This window comes from Allobosea sp. WAO (genome assembly GCF_001509835.1).
In the GTDB taxonomy this organism is placed as follows: domain Bacteria; phylum Pseudomonadota; class Alphaproteobacteria; order Rhizobiales; family Beijerinckiaceae; genus Allobosea.
Genome location: NZ_JXTJ01000007.1, coordinates 493,458 through 510,039 on the forward strand (window position 1 = coordinate 493,458; position 16,582 = coordinate 510,039).

The window sequence follows — 16,582 nt, forward strand, 5'->3', positions numbered from 1 at the left end:
GCATGCGAAAAACCGGTTGCCGCCTTTTCGCATTCCGCTCCAGGCGCCGTGACGCGGAGGCCAGCCCCTCGCCGCAGCGCTTCAGCGTCCTGCTCTATCGGTTGCGCCGGCCGCGCTCAAGGCCGCCGGGCGGATCGGCCGCTCCGGCAGGGTGACTATCGGACCGATTTGTCCAGGTGGTGGCGCTCAGGCCGCCTTGGCGGCGACGAGGTCGTCGATGCGCTTGCAGAGGTTCTCGAGCACGAAATACTGCTCGGCCGGCGCCTTGCCCTCGTTGACCTCTTGGGTCCACTGCTCGAGCGGCAGCTTGATGCCGAAAGCCTTGTCGATCGCGAAGGCGATGTCGAGGAAGGCGAGCGAATCGATGCCGAGATCGTCGATGGCGTGGCTCTGGGGCGTGATCTTCTCGCGCGGAATGTCGCAGGTCTCGGAAATGATGCCGGCGACCGTCTCGAACGTGGCGGACATGCGGGTGCTCCCGTCGTTTTCAATGATGAAGGCGGATGGCATCCGGGCGCGGAAAGGTCCCGCGCCTGCCCCAAGCCCCCCGCCGAGGAATGGCTGTGATCGCCCCCTTACACCTCGGTGCAGAATTGGACAACCTTGAGGCGCTGCAAGAACAGAACGCCCGGTTTGCAAACCGGGCGTTCCGAGGGACGGACAAGACGCCGCCAAGTCTTTGCCGAGAAGTCTTCGCCGAGACCTTGCGGCTCCGGCGTTTCGGCTCAGGCGGCTATGCCGCGCAGCACGTAGTGCAGAATGCCGGCGTTCTTGAAGTAGTCGAGCTCGTCCAGCGTATCGATGCGGCAGAGGATCGGCACCTTCTTGACCTTACCATCGGCCGAGGTGATCTCGGCTTCGAGCATCTGGCGCGGCTTGACGGTCGCCAGACCCTTGATGGTCACGGTCTCGTCGCCCTTGAGATCGAGCGAGGCCCAGCTCGTGCCCTCGGCCAGGGTGAACGGCACCACGCCCATGCCGACCAGATTCGAGCGATGGATGCGCTCGAAGCTCTGGGCGATCACGGCCTTGACGCCGAGCAGATTAGTGCCCTTGGCCGCCCAGTCACGCGACGAGCCGTTGCCGTATTCGACGCCGGCGAAGATCACCAGCGGCACCTTCTCGGCCGCATAGCGCATCGCCGCGTCGTAGATCGGCAGCTCTTCCTTGCTGGGATAGTGGATGGTGTAGCCGCCTTCGCGGCCGTTCGGCCCCATCATGTGGTTGCGGATGCGGATATTGGCGAAGGTGCCGCGCATCATCACCTCATGGTTGCCGCGCCGCGTGCCGTACTGGTTGAAGTCGGCGACGGCGACGCCATTGTCCATCAGGTACTTGCCCGCGGGCGAGGCGGCCTTGATCGAACCGGCCGGCGAGATGTGGTCGGTGGTGATCTTGTCGCCGAACAGGCCGAGGATGCGGGCACCCTGGATGTCGGTGACGGCGGCCGGCTGGCGGTTCATGCCCTGGAAATAGGGCGGGTTCTGCACATAGGTCGACTTGTCGTCCCAAGCATAGGTCTGGCTCTTCGGCGCATCCACGGCCTGCCAATGCGCGTCGCCCTTGAAGACGTCGGCATATTTGGCCTCGAAGATTTCGCGGGTGACGTTCTGCTGGATGAAGCTCTGGATCTCCTTGTTGGAGGGCCAGATGTCCTTGAGATAGACCGGCTGACCGTCCTTGCCGGTGCCGAGCGGCTCCTTGGTCAGGTCCGTCTGCACCGAACCGGCGAGCGCATAGGCGACGACCAGCGGCGGCGAGGCGAGATAGTTCGCCTGCACGTCCGGCGAGACGCGGCCCTCGAAGTTGCGGTTGCCGGAGATCACCGCGCCGGCGATCAGGCCCTGCTCGTTGATCGCCTTGGAGATCGGCGCCGGCAGCGGGCCGGAATTGCCGATGCAGGTGGTGCAGCCAAAGCCGACGAGGTTGAAGCCGAGCTGGTCGAGATCGGTCTGCAGGCCGGACTTCGCCAGGTACTCGGCGACGACCTGCGAGCCGGGCGCCAGCGAGGTCTTGACCCAGGGCTTCACCGAAAGGCCCTTCTCGACCGCCTTGCGGGCGAGAAGGCCAGCAGCCATCAGCACCGACGGGTTCGAGGTGTTGGTGCAGGAGGTGATGGCGGCGATGACGACGTCGCCATGGCCGAGATCGAAGGACTTGCCTTCGACCGGGACGCGGCGGGCGATCTCGGCGGCCTTCTTGTACTCGGTCTCCATCGCGGCGGCGAAGCCGGCCTTGACGGCGGAGAGGTCGACGCGGCCCTCGGGACGCTTCGGGCCGGCCATCGAAGGCTGCACCGTCGAGAGATCGAGCTCGAGCGTGTCGGTGAAGATCGGGTCGGCCGTCTCGGGGGTCGCGAACAGGCCCTGCGCCTTGCTGTAGGCCTCGACCAGGGCGATCCGGTCCGACTTGCGGCCGGTCGTGGTGAGATAGTCGAGCGTCTCGGAGTCGACCGGGAAGAAGCCGCAGGTCGCGCCGTATTCCGGGCCCATATTGGCGATGGTGGCGCGGTCGGCCAGCGTCAGATTGTAGAGGCCGGGGCCGAAGAACTCGACGAACTTGCCCACGACGCCCTTCTTGCGCAGCATCTGGGTGACGGTGAGCACGAGGTCGGTCGCGGTGATGCCTTCGCGCAGCGAGCCGGTCAGCTTGAAGCCGATGACCTCGGGCAGCAGCATGGACTGCGGCTGGCCGAGCATGGCGGCTTCCGCCTCGATGCCGCCGACGCCCCAGCCGAGAACGGCGAGGCCGTTGACCATGGTGGTGTGCGAATCGGTGCCGACAACGGTGTCGGGATAGGCGACCTCGACCTCAACGCCGTCGACCGTCTCGGTCCGGGTCCAAACGGTCTGGGCAAGGTATTCGAGGTTAACCTGGTGGCAGATGCCGGTGCCGGGGGGGACGACGCGGAAATTGTCGAAGGCGCCCTGGCCCCATTTCAGGAACTTGTAGCGCTCCTCATTGCGCTCGTATTCGAGCTCGACGTTCTGCGCGAGGGCCTTGGGGGTGCCGAACTCGTCGACGATCACCGAATGGTCGATGACGAGGTCGACCGGGACGAGCGGGTTGATCTTGGCGGGGTCGCCGCCGAGCGCCACGACGCCGTCGCGCATCGCGGCGAGATCGACCACGGCGGGAACGCCGGTGAAGTCCTGCATCAGCACGCGCGCGGGGCGGAAGCCGATCTCCTTGCCGGCCTTGCCCTTGTCATCGGCCCAGGCGACGAACGCCTCGATATCGGCCTTGGTGACGGAGCGGCCGTCCTCGAAGCGCAGCAGGTTCTCGAGCAGCACCTTCATCGAGAAGGGCAGGCGCGAGATGCCGGGCAGGCCGTTCGCCTCGGCGTCGGGCAAAGAATAATAGGTGTAGGTCTTGCCGCCTGCGGACAGGGTGCGGCGACATTTGAAAGAATCGAGCGAGGCCATATCGGCTTACATCCTGATCAAGGGGTTGCGGTCGCGAGCCGGAGACCCTTGCGGAATCAGCCGGTCGAAGGCCTATTGCGCATGACGCGCGCGCCGCCCCGGGAGTGCCCGAGCCCCGCGCCGGATCGGCGTGCGGCGTAGCCACGGGTTCTATAGATCAATTCCAAGAAGGCCGCTACAGGGTCGATGCGCGCTCCGCGAGGGCCGGCATGTTCGAGGAAAAGCGCGGGTTTCGTGACGCAGATTTCCCATCAGACCCTGACATTGAGCGCCGAGGGCCTCGTCTGCCGGCGCGGCGGGCGACTGATCTTCGAGGGGGTCGGCTTCCGGCTCGGCAATGGCGAGGCGCTGGCGCTGACCGGGCGCAACGGCGCCGGCAAGTCGAGCCTGATCGCGATGCTCTGCGGGCGCCTGCGGCCGGAGGCCGGCACGATCCGGCTTGAGGGGCTTGGCGAGACGCCGCTGACCGAGGCGGCCCATCTCGTCGGCCATCGCGACGGGTTGAAGAGCGCGCTGACGGCGACGGAGAATCTGCGCTTCGCCCAGGATCTGCTCGGCGGCGCGGCCGCCACGCCGGAACAGGCGCTGGAAGCGGTCGGCCTGCCGCATGTCGGCGCACTTCCGGTCGGCTATCTCTCGGCCGGGCAGCGGCGGCGCGTGGCGCTGGCCCGGCTTCTCGTCGCGGCGCGGCCGCTCTGGCTGCTCGACGAGCCGGCGGCGGCACTCGATGTGAATGCCCAGAAGATGCTGGTCGGGCTGATGCAGGCGCATCTGGCCGCCGGCGGCGCGATCCTGGCGGCGACGCATGGGCCGCTCGGCATCGATGCCGCGCGCGAACTCAGGATCGGCCCGTGAGGCGCGCTTTCCTTGCCGTGCTCAGACGCGACCTTGCTCTTGCTGCCCGCGCCGGCGGCGGCGGCGAACTCGCGCTGGTCTTCTTCCTGACCGTGGTCGTGCTGATCCCCTTCGCGCTCGGGCCGGATCTCAACCTGCTCTCGCGCATCGGCCCGGCGATCCTCTGGCTGGGAGCGCTGCTCTCGACCTTGATCGGGCTCGACCGGCTGTTCCAGGCCGATGAGGAGGACGGTTCGCTCGAATTGATGCGCGCCTCGCCGTTGCCGCTGGAGCTTGCGGTGTTCGCCAAGGGGGTGACGCACTGGCTGACGACCGGGCTGCCGCTGGCGCTGGCGGCGCCATTGCTCGGCCTGCTCGTCGCCTTGCCGGCCGAGGCGATCCTGCCGCTGGTCGCGAGTCTTATCGTCGGAACGCCAGCGCTGAGCTTCATCGGCGCATCGGCGGCGGCGCTGACGGCGAGCCTGCGCCGCGGCGGGCTGATCCTGCCGGTGATCGTCGCGCCGCTGACGGTGCCGGTGCTGATCTTCGGGGTCTCGGCGGTGGATGCTGCGCGCGGCGGGCCGCTACCGGCCGGCACACCACTGCTGATCCTCGCTGCGATCACGCTTTGCGCGATCGTGGTCGGCTGCATCGCTGCCGCGGCTGCGCTGCGACAGTCGGAATAGGGCTTCAGGCCGCTGGTTGGGTCAGGCGCCGTCGAGCTCGAGCGCGCAACCACTCTGCGCGCCCAGCCTGGCGACGAGGGCGGCGATGTCTTCCAGCGCGACATTGGCGTCCTGGAAGCGCAATTGCACCTCTTCGGCGACCGCAAAGACATCGAGCACGCGGGACTCGCCGGCCTTGAGGCGCACTGTCGCCTCGATCTCCCGCTGCATGGGATCAGATAGCTTGACGAGCATGGCAATCCCTCCTGCGGTGACCCTAGGGTTCGAAGGCCTCCAAGTCAACAAAAAGATAATTATTTCAATTAGTTAGTAGCCTGCGCCAGTTGAGGCTCCGGCGCATGACGCTCAGCCGACGGTGGTTGCTGAAGAGTTGGCAGCGCTTGCGCTTGAGCAGGAGCCGCCTATATCATCACTTACTCATTTGCAGTGCGGCGGGGGCGCACCATGTCGGACCTTGAACGCGGCGAGCGGCTGCAGATCATGCTCAGTGCCGCGGAATTGCGAGCCGTCGAGAACTGGCGCTTCGAGAAGCGCATGCCGAGCCGCGCAGCCGCGGTACGGGAGTTGCTGCGCCGCGGCCTGCTCGCCGAGGGCTTCGCGCTCGCGGGCGAAGGTGTGCGGTCCGGCAGCTTCGGCGTGGTCGACAAAAGCGGTGCCAACGATTCGCTGGACAAGGACGAGGCCTAGAGGCGGCTCTAACGTCGCAGGCGCAACCGCCGGATTGTGAGCGCGGCCGGCGGTTGCTACATGCTCTCTGGTCGAAAGAAGAGCACCGTCCCTTAGCGCGAGCCCATGGCAAGCCTGATCGAACTGGCCAATCCGGCGCGCTTCATGCGTGTCTCGAATTTGCTGCTGCCGTGGATCGCTGGTTTGGCGGTGCTGCTGCTGCTCGTCGGCTTCTATCTCGCCTGGTTCGTTGCGCCGGCCGATTACCAGCAGGGCGAGACCATCCGCATCATGTACCTGCATGTGCCGGCCGCCTGGCTGGCGATGATGTTCTACTCGATGATGGCCTGCTCGGCGCTTGGCGTGCTGATCTGGCGGCATCCGCTCGCCGATGTCGCGCAGCAGGCGGCGGCGCCGATTGGGGCTGCGTTCGCTCTGGTCTGCCTGCTCACCGGCTCGTTCTGGGGCAAGCCGATGTGGGGGACCTACTGGGTCTGGGATGCGCGGCTGACCTCGATGCTGGTGCTGTTCCTGCTCTATCTCGGCGTCATCGCCCTGAGGCGCGCGATCGACGAGCCTTCGCGGGCCGGACGCGCGGTCGCGATCCTGACGCTGGTCGGCAGCGTCAACATTCCGATCATCAAATTCTCGGTCGACTGGTGGAGCACCCTGCACCAGCCGGCTTCGGTGCTGCGGCTGAGCGGGCCGACCATCCATACCTCGATGCTCTGGCCGCTGCTGATCCTGGCCATCGGCTTCACCCTGGCGGCGCTGTGGCTACACGCGGTCGCGATGCAAGCGGAACTGCTGCGCCGGCGCGTGCGGACCCTGAAGATCCTCGAGGCGGAGCGCCTCGACCGGCTGTCCCTGCAGGCGGCAGAATGATGCGGGCGACGCGATGATCACAGGACTTGGACCCCATGGCGGCTTCATCCTCGCCGCCTATCTGGCCTCGGCCCTGATCCTCAGCGGGCTCGCTGTAGCAATCCTGCTCGACCGCCGGGCCCAGCGCCGCGCGCTGGCGCTGCTGGAACAGCAGGGTATCGGCCGCCGCTCCGAACGGAAGACGTCATGAGCGAGACCTCCGCTGAAACGCCGGCCAGGCGCTCGCCCTGGCTTTTCGCCATACCCCTCATCCTGTTCGGGGCGCTGGCGCTGGTTTTCCTGGCGGGCCTGTTCTCCGGCGATGCCAGCAAGGTCCCCTCGGCGCTGATCGGCAAGCCGGCGCCGGCGGTCACGCTGACCGAGCTGGAAGGCCTGCAGCGTGACGGCAAGCAGGTGCCTGCCTTCGGCATGGCCGATCTCGCCAAGGGCAAGGCGACGATCGTCAACGTCTTCGCCAGCTGGTGCGCGCCTTGCCGGGTCGAGCATCCCTTCCTGGTCGCGATGGGCGAGTCGCCAGCGGTCAAGCAGGGCAAGGTCGTGCTGGTGGGCATGAACTACAAGGACGAGGCCGAGAATGCCCGCCGCTTCCTGGGCGCGCTCGGAAACCCCTATTCGGCCGTCGGGGTCGATCGTCCCGGCCGCGCCGCGATCGAATGGGGCGTCTATGGCGTGCCCGAGACCTTCCTGATCGGCCCGGACGGGCGCATCGTCGACAAGCATGTCGGGGCGCTGACCGGCGAAAGCGCCGCCAAGATGCTGGCGAAGGCGGCAGCACTGGTGAAGTGAGGCGCGCCTGCGCCGTGGTCGGGCGGGACTGCTGAAGCCCGCCTTGAAACGAAAAAAGCTGCGACGAGCGCAGCTTTCTCGAAACACCGGTGTTCATGGGGCGCGCGCGTTCGTGCCGTCGCTCCCTCTGAGAACGAGGTGAGCGCCTCAGGCCGCCTTGCGGCCGTTGACCAGGCTCTCGAACATGCCGCGCCCGTCGGTGCCGCCGACGAGCCCGTCGATCAGGTTCTCTGGATGCGGCATCAGGCCGAGCACATTGCGGTTCGGCGAATAGATGCCGGCGATGTGGTTGAGCGAGCCGTTCGGATCCGCCTCGGCCGTGATCTGACCTTCGGCATCGCAATAGCGGAAGGCGACGAGGCCCTCGCCTTCGAGCCGGGCCAGGGTCTCGGCATCACAGATGTAATTGCCTTCGCCATGGGCGATGCAGACATCGATGATCTGCCCCTTGGCATAGGCGGAGGTGAAGGCCGTGTCGTTGCGCTCGACGCGCAGATGCTGGCGCTTGCAGACGAATTTCAGATTGGCGTTGCGGGCGAGAACGCCCGGCAGAAGGCCGGATTCGCAGGCGATCTGGAAGCCGTTGCAGATGCCGAGCACGAGGCCGCCGCGCGCCGCATGGGCCCGCGTCGCATCCATGATATGGGCGCGGCCGGCAATGGCGCCGCAGCGCAGATAGTCGCCATAGGAAAAGCCGCCGGGCAGCACGACGAGGTCGGTCCCTGCCGGCAACTCGTGGTCGCCATGCCAGACATGGGCGACGGTGGCGCCGGCCTGCTTCAAGGCCTTGGCGACGTCGCCGTCGCGGTTGGAGCCTGGAAAGGTGATGACGGCGGCTTTCATCGGCTCAGGCTCCGATCTCGACGCGATAGTTCTCGATCACCGTATTGGCGAGCAGCTTTTCGCAGGCGGCCTTGAGGGTCTCCTCGGCCACGGCCTTGTCGGCGCCGTCGAGCTCGATGTCGAAGACCTTGCCCTGGCGCACGGAGCCGACGCCAGCGATGCCGAGGGATTTGAGCGCACCCTCGATGGCCTTGCCCTGCGGGTCGAGCACGCCGGTCTTGAGGGTGACGGTGACGCGGGCTTTCATCTTGATCTCCGGTCGGAAGTTTGGCGGTGGCTTAGCGGTGAATCGGCGCCGGCTCAACTCTTTGCTGGTCTCGGACGCTGTCTCAGCGGCTTTCCCAGGTGGCGCGGACATAGTCACGGGCGGCCTGCGAATCATTGGTGACGGCGATGGCGAGCGAAAGCACCTTGTCCTTGCGGGCGTAAAGGATCGCGGTCGACGCGAGGCGGTGGCCCTCCTTGGCGCGTATCTCGACCAGGATGCCGTTGGTGCCGTCGAGCTTGAAGCGCGAGACGGTGGTGGTGCTCGCCGGCTTGGCCGGCTTCTTCGTTTTGCTGTTCGCAGGCTTCGCGAAGGCGCGGGCGAGTCGGGCGGGGTCGAGCGCCAGCGCACGCTCCATCTCGATCGCCTCGCGGCCCTCGAAGCTCAGCAGGGCGGCGACGCCGGGGCGGACGCAGTCCTCAGGCGGGCAATAGACGATCGCCTTCGGGGTGATGCCGTCATTGACGACCCAGCTCTGGATCGGCAGCGGCTCCCAGCCGCGGCCTGCGGCGAGCTGGACGAGGCCCGGCCCGAAATGGTCCGCGCAGCCGGCGAGCAGCACGACGGCCAGCGCCAGCGCGCCAAAACGCAAACGGGAGCGCAAGCGCCCCCGTTTCGATGTCGGTTCGACAGCGATCCCGGCGCTCACTGCACCAGGCGCGGCCCGGCCGGGCCGGTTTTTTCGTTCTCGCCCATGATGCCGAGGCGGCGCGCCACCTCGGTATAGGCCTCGATCAGCCCGCCCATGTCGCGGCGGAAGCGGTCCTTGTCCATCTTGTCCTTCGACTTGATGTCCCAGAGACGGCAGGAATCGGGGCTGATCTCGTCGGCGACGACGATGCGCATCATGTCGCCTTCCCAGAGGCGGCCGCATTCCATCTTGAAGTCGACGAGACGGATGCCGGCGCCGAGGAAGAGGCCGGATAGGAAATCGTTGACGCGGATGGCGAGCGCCATGATGTCGTCGATCTCCTGGGGCGTCGCCCAGCCGAAGGCGGTGATGTGCTCTTCCGAGACCATCGGGTCGTTCAGCGCGTCGTTCTTGTAATAGAACTCGATGATCGAGCGCGGCAGCTGCGTGCCTTCCTCGAGGCCGAGCTTGGTCGACAGCGAGCCGGCGGCGACGTTGCGGACCACGACCTCGAGCGGAATGATCTCGACCTCGCGAATCAGCTGCTCGCGCATGTTCAGGCGGCGGATGAAGTGCGTGGGGACGCCGATATCGTTCAGGTTGCTGAAGATGTGCTCGGAGATGCGGTTGTTCAGCACGCCCTTGCCGTCGATCACTTCATGCTTCTTGGCATTGAAGGCGGTCGCGTCGTCCTTGAAATGCTGGATCAGCGTGCCAGGCTCCGGTCCTTCATAGAGGACTTTCGCCTTGCCTTCGTAAATGCGACGACGGCGGTTCATCGGGATATACCGTGGCTTGAGGAAATCCAAAGGGTCGGCCTCTCTCTGGTCGCGGTTTCCCGCGGCGGGATCTTGGCCCTGTTCAGCACGCTGTCGCGCAATCCCGTTGCTCTTTCGAGTTCGATCCTGACGCGCCGATCCGGCTGGCTCTCGCGCGCATGCTTCCAAACGGAACTGCCACGCTTCGCGCTATATGGGCCTTTCGCGCTGCAAACGCAACAAAGGGCGCCGAGGGGCCGTGAAACGCCACCGCCCCGCCCGTGACGAGCTGTAGCAAGGCCAAGGCCAGGAGCCCCGAGGCCTGCCAAGTTGAGCCACGCCGAGCGGTAGGTGCTCTAGCCGCGTCGGCCGTCGCATTCTATATGGCGGGGAAGGCCGATTTAGACCGATCTGCCACGAGCCCCGCGATTCCGGAGAGGAACAGAACCGTCATGGCGACATTCGACCAGCGCAAGGATGCCTTCGAGAACAAGTTCGCGCATGACGAGGAGCTGCGTTTCAAGGCGATGGCGCGCCGCAACAAGCTGCTCGGCCTCTGGGCTGCGGAGAAGCTCGGCAAGAGCGGTGCCGACGCCGAGGCCTATGCCAAGTCGGTCGTGCTGGCCGATTTCGAGGAAGCCGGCGACGAGGACGTGGTGCGCAAGGTCAAGGCCGATTTCGCGGCTGGCAATGTCGCGGCCGGCGACACCGAGATCCGCCAGGTCATGCAGGATCTACTGATCCGGGCGGCCGAAGAGATCCAGGCCGGGCGCTGAGGCGCCTCGCCACGGGGCCGCGCCCGGCAGGCGCGGCTGCCGGTGGGGAAAGGCGCGCGATTCGCAAGGCGTCCCCGAGCAGGGTGCATGCCGGATTGTTTGCCTTTGGCCCGCAATTGGGTCCAGTTTCAGCGCGCCGCCGACGAAGAGCGGCCGCAACCGGATGAAGCTGCCCGATGACCGCCACCAAGCCGACCGTGCTCTCCTCGCTCGCAGACCGTCTCGCCAAGGGTGAGACGCTGCTTTCCGCCTGGTGCGGCCTCCCGGATCCGAGCGTCTCGGCGATCCTGGCGCAGGAAGGCTTCGACGCGGTCACGCTCGACATGCAGCATGGCCCGATCACGCTGGGCGAGGTCATCCGCGCGATCCCGCTGATCAACGCGGCCGGCAAGCCGGCCCTGGCACGCATCGCGGTCGGCGAGTTCCAGAACGTCTCGAAGCTGTTCGATTCCGGTGCGTCCGGCGTGATCGCGCCGATGATCAACACGATCGAGGATGCGCGCCGCCTCGCCGCTTATGCCAAGTATCCGCCGCACGGCGAGCGCAGCTGGGGCAGCTATGGCGGCCTCGGCGCCTCCGGGCTCGACCAGAACGGCTATCTCCGGCAGGCCAACGACTTCTCGCTGACCTTCGCGATGATCGAAACCCGCGAGGCGATGGCGATCGTCGACGACATCCTCGCCCTCGACGGGATCGACGCGCTCTTCGTCGGCCCTTCCGACCTGTCGATCGCGCTCTCGGGCGGTGCTTCCGTCAACGCCTCCGCCAAGGAGGTCGACGACGCGGTGCGCCATATCGTGGCCCGTGCCAATGCGGTGAACAAGCCGGTCGCGTTCTATGCGGCGAGCGCCGAGCGGGCCAAGCAGGGCGTCGAGATGGGCGCGCGGCTCGTCACGGTGATGAGCGATACCGGCCTGCTGCGCGCGGCGAGCCAGGCAGCGCTCAAGATCATCAAGGGTTGAAGCCCGAGCACTCCCGCGCTTCTCCGAGGCGCGGGAGTGCTCGTAGTCTTTGTTCATCGCATTTTCTTCACGCGAACCGGAGCCCACTTCGCTCGGAAATGCTCAGGCGTTGACGCCTTCGCGCGCCTTGAGTGCGGCGTAGTAGGCCCAGAGCAAGCGGGCCGCGACGCCGCGCCAGGGGCGCCAGGCCTCGGCGAGGGCGAGGAGCTCGGCCGGTTTCGGCCGGGCCGCCAGCCCGAAGGCGAGCTTCGCCGCCTCCTGCACGGCAAGATCACCGGCGGCGAAGCCGTCGCGGTGGCCGAGGCAGAACAGCAGATAGACATCCGCCGTCCAGGGCCCGATGCCGGAGACGGCGGTCATGTGCTCATGCACGAATTCGGGTGTCGCCGTCTCCAGCCCGGCGAGGTCAAGCCGGCCTTCGGCGATCGCGGTCGCGACGGCGCGCAGCGTCTTCTGTTTCGGCCGCGACAGGCCGGACAGCCGCATCTCCTCATCGCTCGCGACCAGAACCCGCTCCGGCGTCAGCGGGTCGAACACGCCTTCCAGTCTTGCCCAAACCGCCCGGGCGCTGGCGACCGAAAGTTGCTGCGAGACGATGATCGAAGCGAGGCTGATAAAGCCGCTGTCGCGCCGGCGCAGCGGCGGGATGCCTGTGCGCGCGATGATTGGCTCCCAGGCGGGGTCGAGGGTGGCGAGGGCAGCCATGCCCTCCTCAAGATCGGCGTCGCAGGTGATTCTCGGCATGGCAGGCAATCTATGGTGCAGGTTTGCGCCGATCCTGTCAGGAGAGCGCGGGCTTGGCGACGCTCGGCTCCGACCATAGACAGGAGGCGATGGCGAAGTCCCCACCCGTTTTCCGTTTCGCTCCGAGCCCGAACGGGCGGCTGCATCTCGGCCACGCGCTCTCGGCGCTGACCAGTGCGCAGCTTTGCACGCGCTTTGATGGCCAGCTGCTGCTACGGATCGAGGATATCGACCTGACGCGCTGCCGGCCGGAGTTCGAGCAAGGCATCGACGAGGACCTGGCCTGGCTCGGTGTGCGTTTCGACGGCGCGGTCCGCAGGCAATCCGAGCATTTCGACGATTATCGCAGCGCGCTGGCGCGGCTGCAGGAGATGGCGCTGGTCTATCCCTGCTTCTGCTCGAGACAGGATGTGAAGCTGGCGGTCGCGCGGCGCGAAGCGGAGACCGGAAAGCCCTGGCCGCGCGATCCGGACGGCGCGCCGCTCTATCCGGGAAGCTGCCGCGACCTGTCCGAAAAGGAGAGAGACGAGCGGATGGCGGCCGGCGAACCGCATGTGCTGCGTCTCGCCATGGATCGCGCGCTCGCAAGCGCGAATCTATCCTGTCCCGCTTTTGCCTACTCCGTTTTCGATGCGTCGGGGGACGAGCAGCGGATCGCGGTCGATCCTGCACGCTGGGGCGATGTCGTGCTGGCGCGGAAGGATGTGCCGACGAGCTATCATCTTTCCGTCGTCGTCGACGATGCCATTCAGGGCGTCAGCCATATCGTGCGTGGCCGCGATCTCGAGGCGGCGACCGATATCCACGTCGTGCTGCAGCGCCTGCTCGGACTGCCGACGCCGCTCTATCATTTTCATCGGCTCTTGGCCGACGAGACCGGCCAGAAGCTGGCGAAGAGCCGGCAGTCGCCAGGTCTCGCCGATCTGCGGGCGCAAGGGGTGACGCCTGCCGAGATCCGGCGGCAGCTTGGTTTCACGTGAATCGCTCGCTGGCGGACCAGTCGGCCGCGCTGTGGTTCAACCCGCCCCGAGCCAAGTCAGCCAGCCGATGGTGGTGAACAGCGAGAGCGCCGTCGACAGCGCGATTGCGCTCGAGGCATCGGCGACGCCCTGGCGGTAGCGCTCGGCGAAGAGATAGGCGTTGATCCCGCAGGGGCAGGCGGCGAAGAGCACGGCGACGCCCGCCCAGGCTGGCGGCATGTTGAAGACCTGCGTCGCCAGCACCCAGACGATCAGTGGGTGGACGATCAGCTTGAGCGTGCTCAGCACCAGCGGCAAGCCGATGCCGGAGGCCAGGCCATAGCGGCGCAGCGCGATGCCGAGGCTGATCAGCGCGCAGGGCACGGCCGCCGCGGCGAGCAGGTCGATGATGGTCCAGAGCGGTGCCGGAAAGTGGCCGATGACAGGCCGGGCGGCAGCGCCGAGCAGGATGCCGAGGATGATCGGGTGCGTGAAAAGGCGTTTCGCCAGCAGCGCGAACGAGGCCGAACCGCGTTCCGCCAGCAGGGTCGCGATCGTCATCGTCACCGGCAGGTGGACGACGAGCAGCAGGCCGAGCGGAACGGCACCGGCGTCGCCATAGGCCTTGAGGATCATCGGAATGCCGACGAAGACGGTGTTCGACTGGGCGGCGGCGAAGCCCGAAACGACGAGCTCCGGCCCGCTGCGCTTGAAGATGCGCTGCGCCACCAGTTGGGCGATCAGCCAGACCACGCCGAGCCCGGTGAAATAGGAGATCCAGTAGCCCCAGGGCTGGTCGGCGGGGATTGCCGCCGTCGCCAGCGTCTTGAACAGCAGGCAGGGCACGGCAAGGACGAAGACGAAATCGGAGAGGCCTTCGCCGGTCGTCTCGCGCAGGATTCTTGTCCAGCGCGCGCCATAGCCGAGCGCGATCAGGCCGAAGACGGGCAGGACGATCAGCAGCGAGGACAGCATCGGGCGTCTTGCTCCGGCGCGGAACGAGGCTCAGCGCGCCTGCGCGGTCTGGCCCCCGGCCCGGACGATCAGCCCCTGGATCTCGTCGCGCTGGCGGTTGAATTCGGCGAGGGTACGGCCCTCGAGCTCGCGCCCGCGCGGCACCTTGATCTTCATCGGGTTGACGAAGTTGCCGTTGACCATGACCTCGTAGTGCAGATGCGGGCCGGTCGAGAGGCCGGTATTGCCGAGGAAGCCGATCACCTGCCCCTGCCGGACCTTGACGCCGGGGGCGATGCCCTTGGCGAAGGCCGATTGGTGCGAATAGCTGGTGACGTAACCATTGGCGTGCTGGATCTCGATGCGCCGGCCATAGCCGGAATCCCATTCGGCCTTGATGATCGTGCCATTACCGGCCGCGAGGATCGGCGTGCCGATCTTGTTCGCCCAGTCGACGCCGGTGTGCATCTTCGAATAGCGCATGATCGGGTGGTAGCGCATGCCGAAGCCGGAGCGCATCTCGGCATCGCTGATCGGCTTGCGCAGCAGGAACTTCTTCAGCGAGCGACCTTCCGGATCGAAATAGTCGATCAGCCCGTCCTCGGGCGCCTGGAAACGGTAGACCTGACGGGTCTCGCCGCCGATCGTCAGGGAGGCTGAGAGGATTTCGGGGCGGTCGCCCTCATCCTCGTCGGTGAAGATGACCTCGAGATTGTCGCCGCCGCGCACGCGCTGCTGGAAGTCGAGGTCATAGGAGAAGATGCGGACGAGCTCGTCGATCAGCGGACGCGGCAGGTCGTGGCGCAACCCGGTCTCGTAGAGGCTTTCATAGAGGCGGGCGCCGGAGCCGCCGCTCTCCTCGTCCTCGTCTTCCTCGTCGTCATTGCCGGTCTGAGCCTTCTGCTGCGGGCTGAGCGGCTCGGCCCTAGGCAGGGCGACGGGGGTGAAGACGCCCTTGTCGTTGACGGCGACCATGGCCGCCGGCCGTCCGTTTTCCAGGAGCGAAACGCGGACGATCTGGCGGCTGTCGCCCGGCCGCGGCCCGGGAGCGAACAGGGCCTGCAGCACCTGGCCTTCCGGGAGGGCGGCGACCTTCACCTTGCCGCCGAAGGCGTTGATCATCGAAACGATCTGGTCGCGGCTGGCGCCGGCATTGCGGACCACCGTCTCGAAATTCTCGCCACGGCGGGTGATCAACAGCTTCTCCTCGACCTGCGGCTCGCGGGTCGCGGCGATCGGCGCCTTCAGCGCATTGGTGACGTTCTCGGGGACGACGCGGACCTCGATGCCGGAGAAGGAGGTGTCGGTCGCTGGCGCGTAGCCGAGGAGATCGCCGGTCGCCGCGGCCGCGGCGCCCTGGCCGAGCGTGCGGCTGAGCATCAGCTGCGGCGGGATCGGCAATGCGGCCCGGCGGTCGCTGGCGGCGAGGTTGGCGCGCTCCTCTTCCATCTGCGCGGTCACCTCGGCGTCGCTCAGATTGGCCCTGGTCGACTGGATGGTGAGTTCGGCGAGGTCGCGCTTGGTGATCGAGACGTCGGCATCGGGCAGTTCCGTCACCGGCTCGGCATAGCGTTCGCTACCCGGAGCGCCCTCGGCGAAGAGTCGCAGCGGATTGAAGGGCGGAATGTTGGTGGCATAGACGCCGGTGGTCAGTGAGAGATTCGAGGCGAGGCGCACATAGGGGCGGACCTTGATGACCTCGCGGTCGCCGACGCGCTGGGACATCGGGGCGCGGGCGGTGTGCCTGGCCGAAGCGATCGGCTGTTCGGCGACGAGCTTGTCGCCCTTGCGGGCGCCGCCGCCGGCGCCGCTGACCTGGCGCGCCGTCACCGTCTCCGGACGCTCGGCGAAACTGGTGTCGCCGCGCATCGCCACGAGAATCGCGCCGCCGAGCAAGGCCGCGCCGCAGGAGCCGACCAGCATGCAGGCGGAAAGCCAGCGCAGGGAGACGCCGCGCCGGTCGAGCCCGATCGGGGACGCGCCCGCCGGCTGGATCGGCGGATCGATGCCGAGATCGACGAGCAGCGCCGCCGCTTCGGGCGTGAGCGGCTCATGCGGCAATCTCAGTTCGGGGGGGGCGTTCATGTGGTGAGCTTGGCCGAATCCGTTGATCGCCCGACGGGCTGGTGCCGCAGGCGGCAGGTTCTCCTAAAAAACCGACACGAGCATGCCTTCCTCGCGCGTGGGAATCAAATCTAACCCACGGGAGTGGACGGGCAGCCGCGCGCGAAGGGCAGTGAAGGGGGAATGCGGCCCTTTGCGGGCGGACCTCCCGACTCGCTCTCCAGGCTGGATTCGAGGGCGTCATACACGGAGGGACCGTGTCCCACCGCGGCCTGTCTCGTAAGCCTTTGATTGTCGGCCCAAATTTCGTCTCTCTGCATCTTTGTCTAAAAAACTTCATGAAG

Annotated in this window: 19 protein-coding genes; 9 read left to right on the top strand and 10 right to left on the bottom strand. The window is 66.9% G+C overall.

Annotated elements, in window-relative coordinates; genetic code table 11:
* Nucleotides 1-186: 186 nt before the first annotated feature.
* Both DK26_RS14750 and acnA read right to left on the bottom strand, forming a co-directional pair.
* On the bottom strand, nt 187-468 hold the full coding sequence (locus tag DK26_RS14750; protein ID WP_066473700.1) for an acyl carrier protein: 282 nt from the start codon (nt 466-468) through the stop codon (nt 187-189).
* A gap of 257 nt (nt 469-725) precedes the next feature.
* Nucleotides 726-3,425 carry an aconitate hydratase AcnA gene (gene acnA / locus DK26_RS14755; RefSeq protein ID WP_066473702.1) on the bottom strand — a complete coding sequence of 900 codons (2,700 nt, stop codon included), beginning with the start codon at nt 3,423-3,425 and terminating at the stop codon, nt 726-728.
* Nucleotides 3,426-3,683: 258 nt separating this feature from the next.
* Here acnA and ccmA point away from each other — a divergent pair, with 258 nt between their 5' ends.
* Both ccmA and ccmB read left to right on the top strand, forming a co-directional pair.
* On the top strand, nt 3,684-4,280 hold the full coding sequence (gene ccmA / locus DK26_RS14760; RefSeq protein WP_066473879.1) for a heme ABC exporter ATP-binding protein CcmA: 597 nt from the start codon (nt 3,684-3,686) through the stop codon (nt 4,278-4,280).
* Nucleotides 4,277-4,945, top strand: a complete 669-nt coding sequence (ccmB, locus tag DK26_RS14765; protein WP_066473705.1) for a heme exporter protein CcmB — start codon at nt 4,277-4,279, stop codon at nt 4,943-4,945. Before ccmA ends, ccmB begins: the two co-directional genes overlap by 4 nt.
* A gap of 21 nt (nt 4,946-4,966) precedes the next feature.
* Here ccmB and DK26_RS14770 read toward each other — a convergent pair whose 3' ends face one another.
* Nucleotides 4,967-5,179, bottom strand: a complete 213-nt coding sequence (locus DK26_RS14770; protein WP_066473707.1) for a hypothetical protein — start codon at nt 5,177-5,179, stop codon at nt 4,967-4,969.
* 210 nt (nt 5,180-5,389) lie between these two features.
* Between DK26_RS14770 and DK26_RS14775 the strand changes: the two genes are divergently transcribed.
* The 4 genes from DK26_RS14775 (at nt 5,390) to DK26_RS14785 (ending at nt 7,282) form a co-directional block, all read left to right on the top strand.
* Nucleotides 5,390-5,632 carry a hypothetical protein gene (locus tag DK26_RS14775; protein WP_066473709.1) on the top strand — a complete coding sequence of 81 codons (243 nt, stop codon included), beginning with the start codon at nt 5,390-5,392 and terminating at the stop codon, nt 5,630-5,632.
* Between the two features lie 105 nt (nt 5,633-5,737).
* Entirely contained in the window at nt 5,738-6,496 is a 759-nt protein-coding gene (locus DK26_RS14780; RefSeq protein ID WP_066473710.1) for a heme ABC transporter permease, read from the top strand.
* A 13-nt stretch (nt 6,497-6,509) separates the two neighbouring features.
* Nucleotides 6,510-6,686, top strand: coding sequence for a heme exporter protein CcmD (gene ccmD / locus DK26_RS28555; RefSeq protein ID WP_083533234.1), 177 nt, complete (start codon nt 6,510-6,512; stop codon nt 6,684-6,686).
* Complete coding sequence (locus DK26_RS14785) at nt 6,683-7,282, top strand: DsbE family thiol:disulfide interchange protein (RefSeq protein ID WP_066473711.1); 600 nt, start codon at nt 6,683-6,685, stop codon at nt 7,280-7,282. Before ccmD ends, DK26_RS14785 begins: the two co-directional genes overlap by 4 nt.
* A gap of 147 nt (nt 7,283-7,429) precedes the next feature.
* Here the strand turns inward: DK26_RS14785 and purQ are convergent, their stop codons facing one another.
* The 4 genes from purQ to purC all read right to left on the bottom strand — a co-directional run bounded on the left by purQ (nt 7,430) and on the right by purC (nt 9,830).
* Entirely contained in the window at nt 7,430-8,125 is a 696-nt protein-coding gene (purQ, locus tag DK26_RS14790; protein WP_066473712.1) for a phosphoribosylformylglycinamidine synthase subunit PurQ, read from the bottom strand.
* A gap of 4 nt (nt 8,126-8,129) precedes the next feature.
* Nucleotides 8,130-8,372 (bottom strand): phosphoribosylformylglycinamidine synthase subunit PurS, encoded by a 243-nt coding sequence (purS, locus tag DK26_RS14795; protein WP_066473714.1) that lies wholly within the window; start codon nt 8,370-8,372, stop codon nt 8,130-8,132.
* A gap of 82 nt (nt 8,373-8,454) precedes the next feature.
* Nucleotides 8,455-8,994, bottom strand: a complete 540-nt coding sequence (locus DK26_RS14800) for a hypothetical protein (RefSeq protein WP_157089653.1) — start codon at nt 8,992-8,994, stop codon at nt 8,455-8,457.
* A 41-nt stretch (nt 8,995-9,035) separates the two neighbouring features.
* Entirely contained in the window at nt 9,036-9,830 is a 795-nt protein-coding gene (purC, locus tag DK26_RS14805) for a phosphoribosylaminoimidazolesuccinocarboxamide synthase (protein WP_066473723.1), read from the bottom strand.
* A gap of 401 nt (nt 9,831-10,231) precedes the next feature.
* On the opposite strand from purC, the gene DK26_RS14810 reads away from it, so the two are divergent.
* Both DK26_RS14810 and DK26_RS14815 read left to right on the top strand, forming a co-directional pair.
* A complete protein-coding gene (locus tag DK26_RS14810) occupies nt 10,232-10,555 on the top strand; it encodes a DUF1476 domain-containing protein (RefSeq protein WP_066473726.1) in 324 nt (107 codons plus the stop codon).
* A gap of 176 nt (nt 10,556-10,731) precedes the next feature.
* Nucleotides 10,732-11,517, top strand: coding sequence for an aldolase/citrate lyase family protein (locus tag DK26_RS14815; RefSeq protein WP_066473729.1), 786 nt, complete (start codon nt 10,732-10,734; stop codon nt 11,515-11,517).
* A gap of 102 nt (nt 11,518-11,619) precedes the next feature.
* On the opposite strand, the gene DK26_RS14820 is transcribed toward DK26_RS14815, so the two are convergent.
* Nucleotides 11,620-12,261 (bottom strand): DNA-3-methyladenine glycosylase, encoded by a 642-nt coding sequence (locus DK26_RS14820; RefSeq protein WP_066473732.1) that lies wholly within the window; start codon nt 12,259-12,261, stop codon nt 11,620-11,622.
* A gap of 89 nt (nt 12,262-12,350) precedes the next feature.
* On the opposite strand from DK26_RS14820, the gene gluQRS reads away from it, so the two are divergent.
* Nucleotides 12,351-13,241: a tRNA glutamyl-Q(34) synthetase GluQRS gene (gluQRS, locus tag DK26_RS14825; RefSeq protein WP_066473882.1), complete on the top strand. Its 891-nt coding sequence runs from the start codon at nt 12,351-12,353 to the stop codon at nt 13,239-13,241.
* Between the two features lie 36 nt (nt 13,242-13,277).
* Here the strand turns inward: gluQRS and DK26_RS14830 are convergent, their stop codons facing one another.
* Together DK26_RS14830 and DK26_RS14835 are read right to left on the bottom strand one after the other, a co-directional pair.
* The gene (locus tag DK26_RS14830) at nt 13,278-14,195 is read right to left on the bottom strand and encodes an AEC family transporter (protein WP_066473735.1); all 918 of its coding nucleotides are present in this window, start codon (nt 14,193-14,195) and stop codon (nt 13,278-13,280) included.
* A gap of 30 nt (nt 14,196-14,225) precedes the next feature.
* Complete coding sequence (locus DK26_RS14835; protein ID WP_066473738.1) at nt 14,226-16,259, bottom strand: M23 family metallopeptidase; 2,034 nt, start codon at nt 16,257-16,259, stop codon at nt 14,226-14,228.
* Between the last annotated feature and the right edge of the window lie 323 nt (nt 16,260-16,582).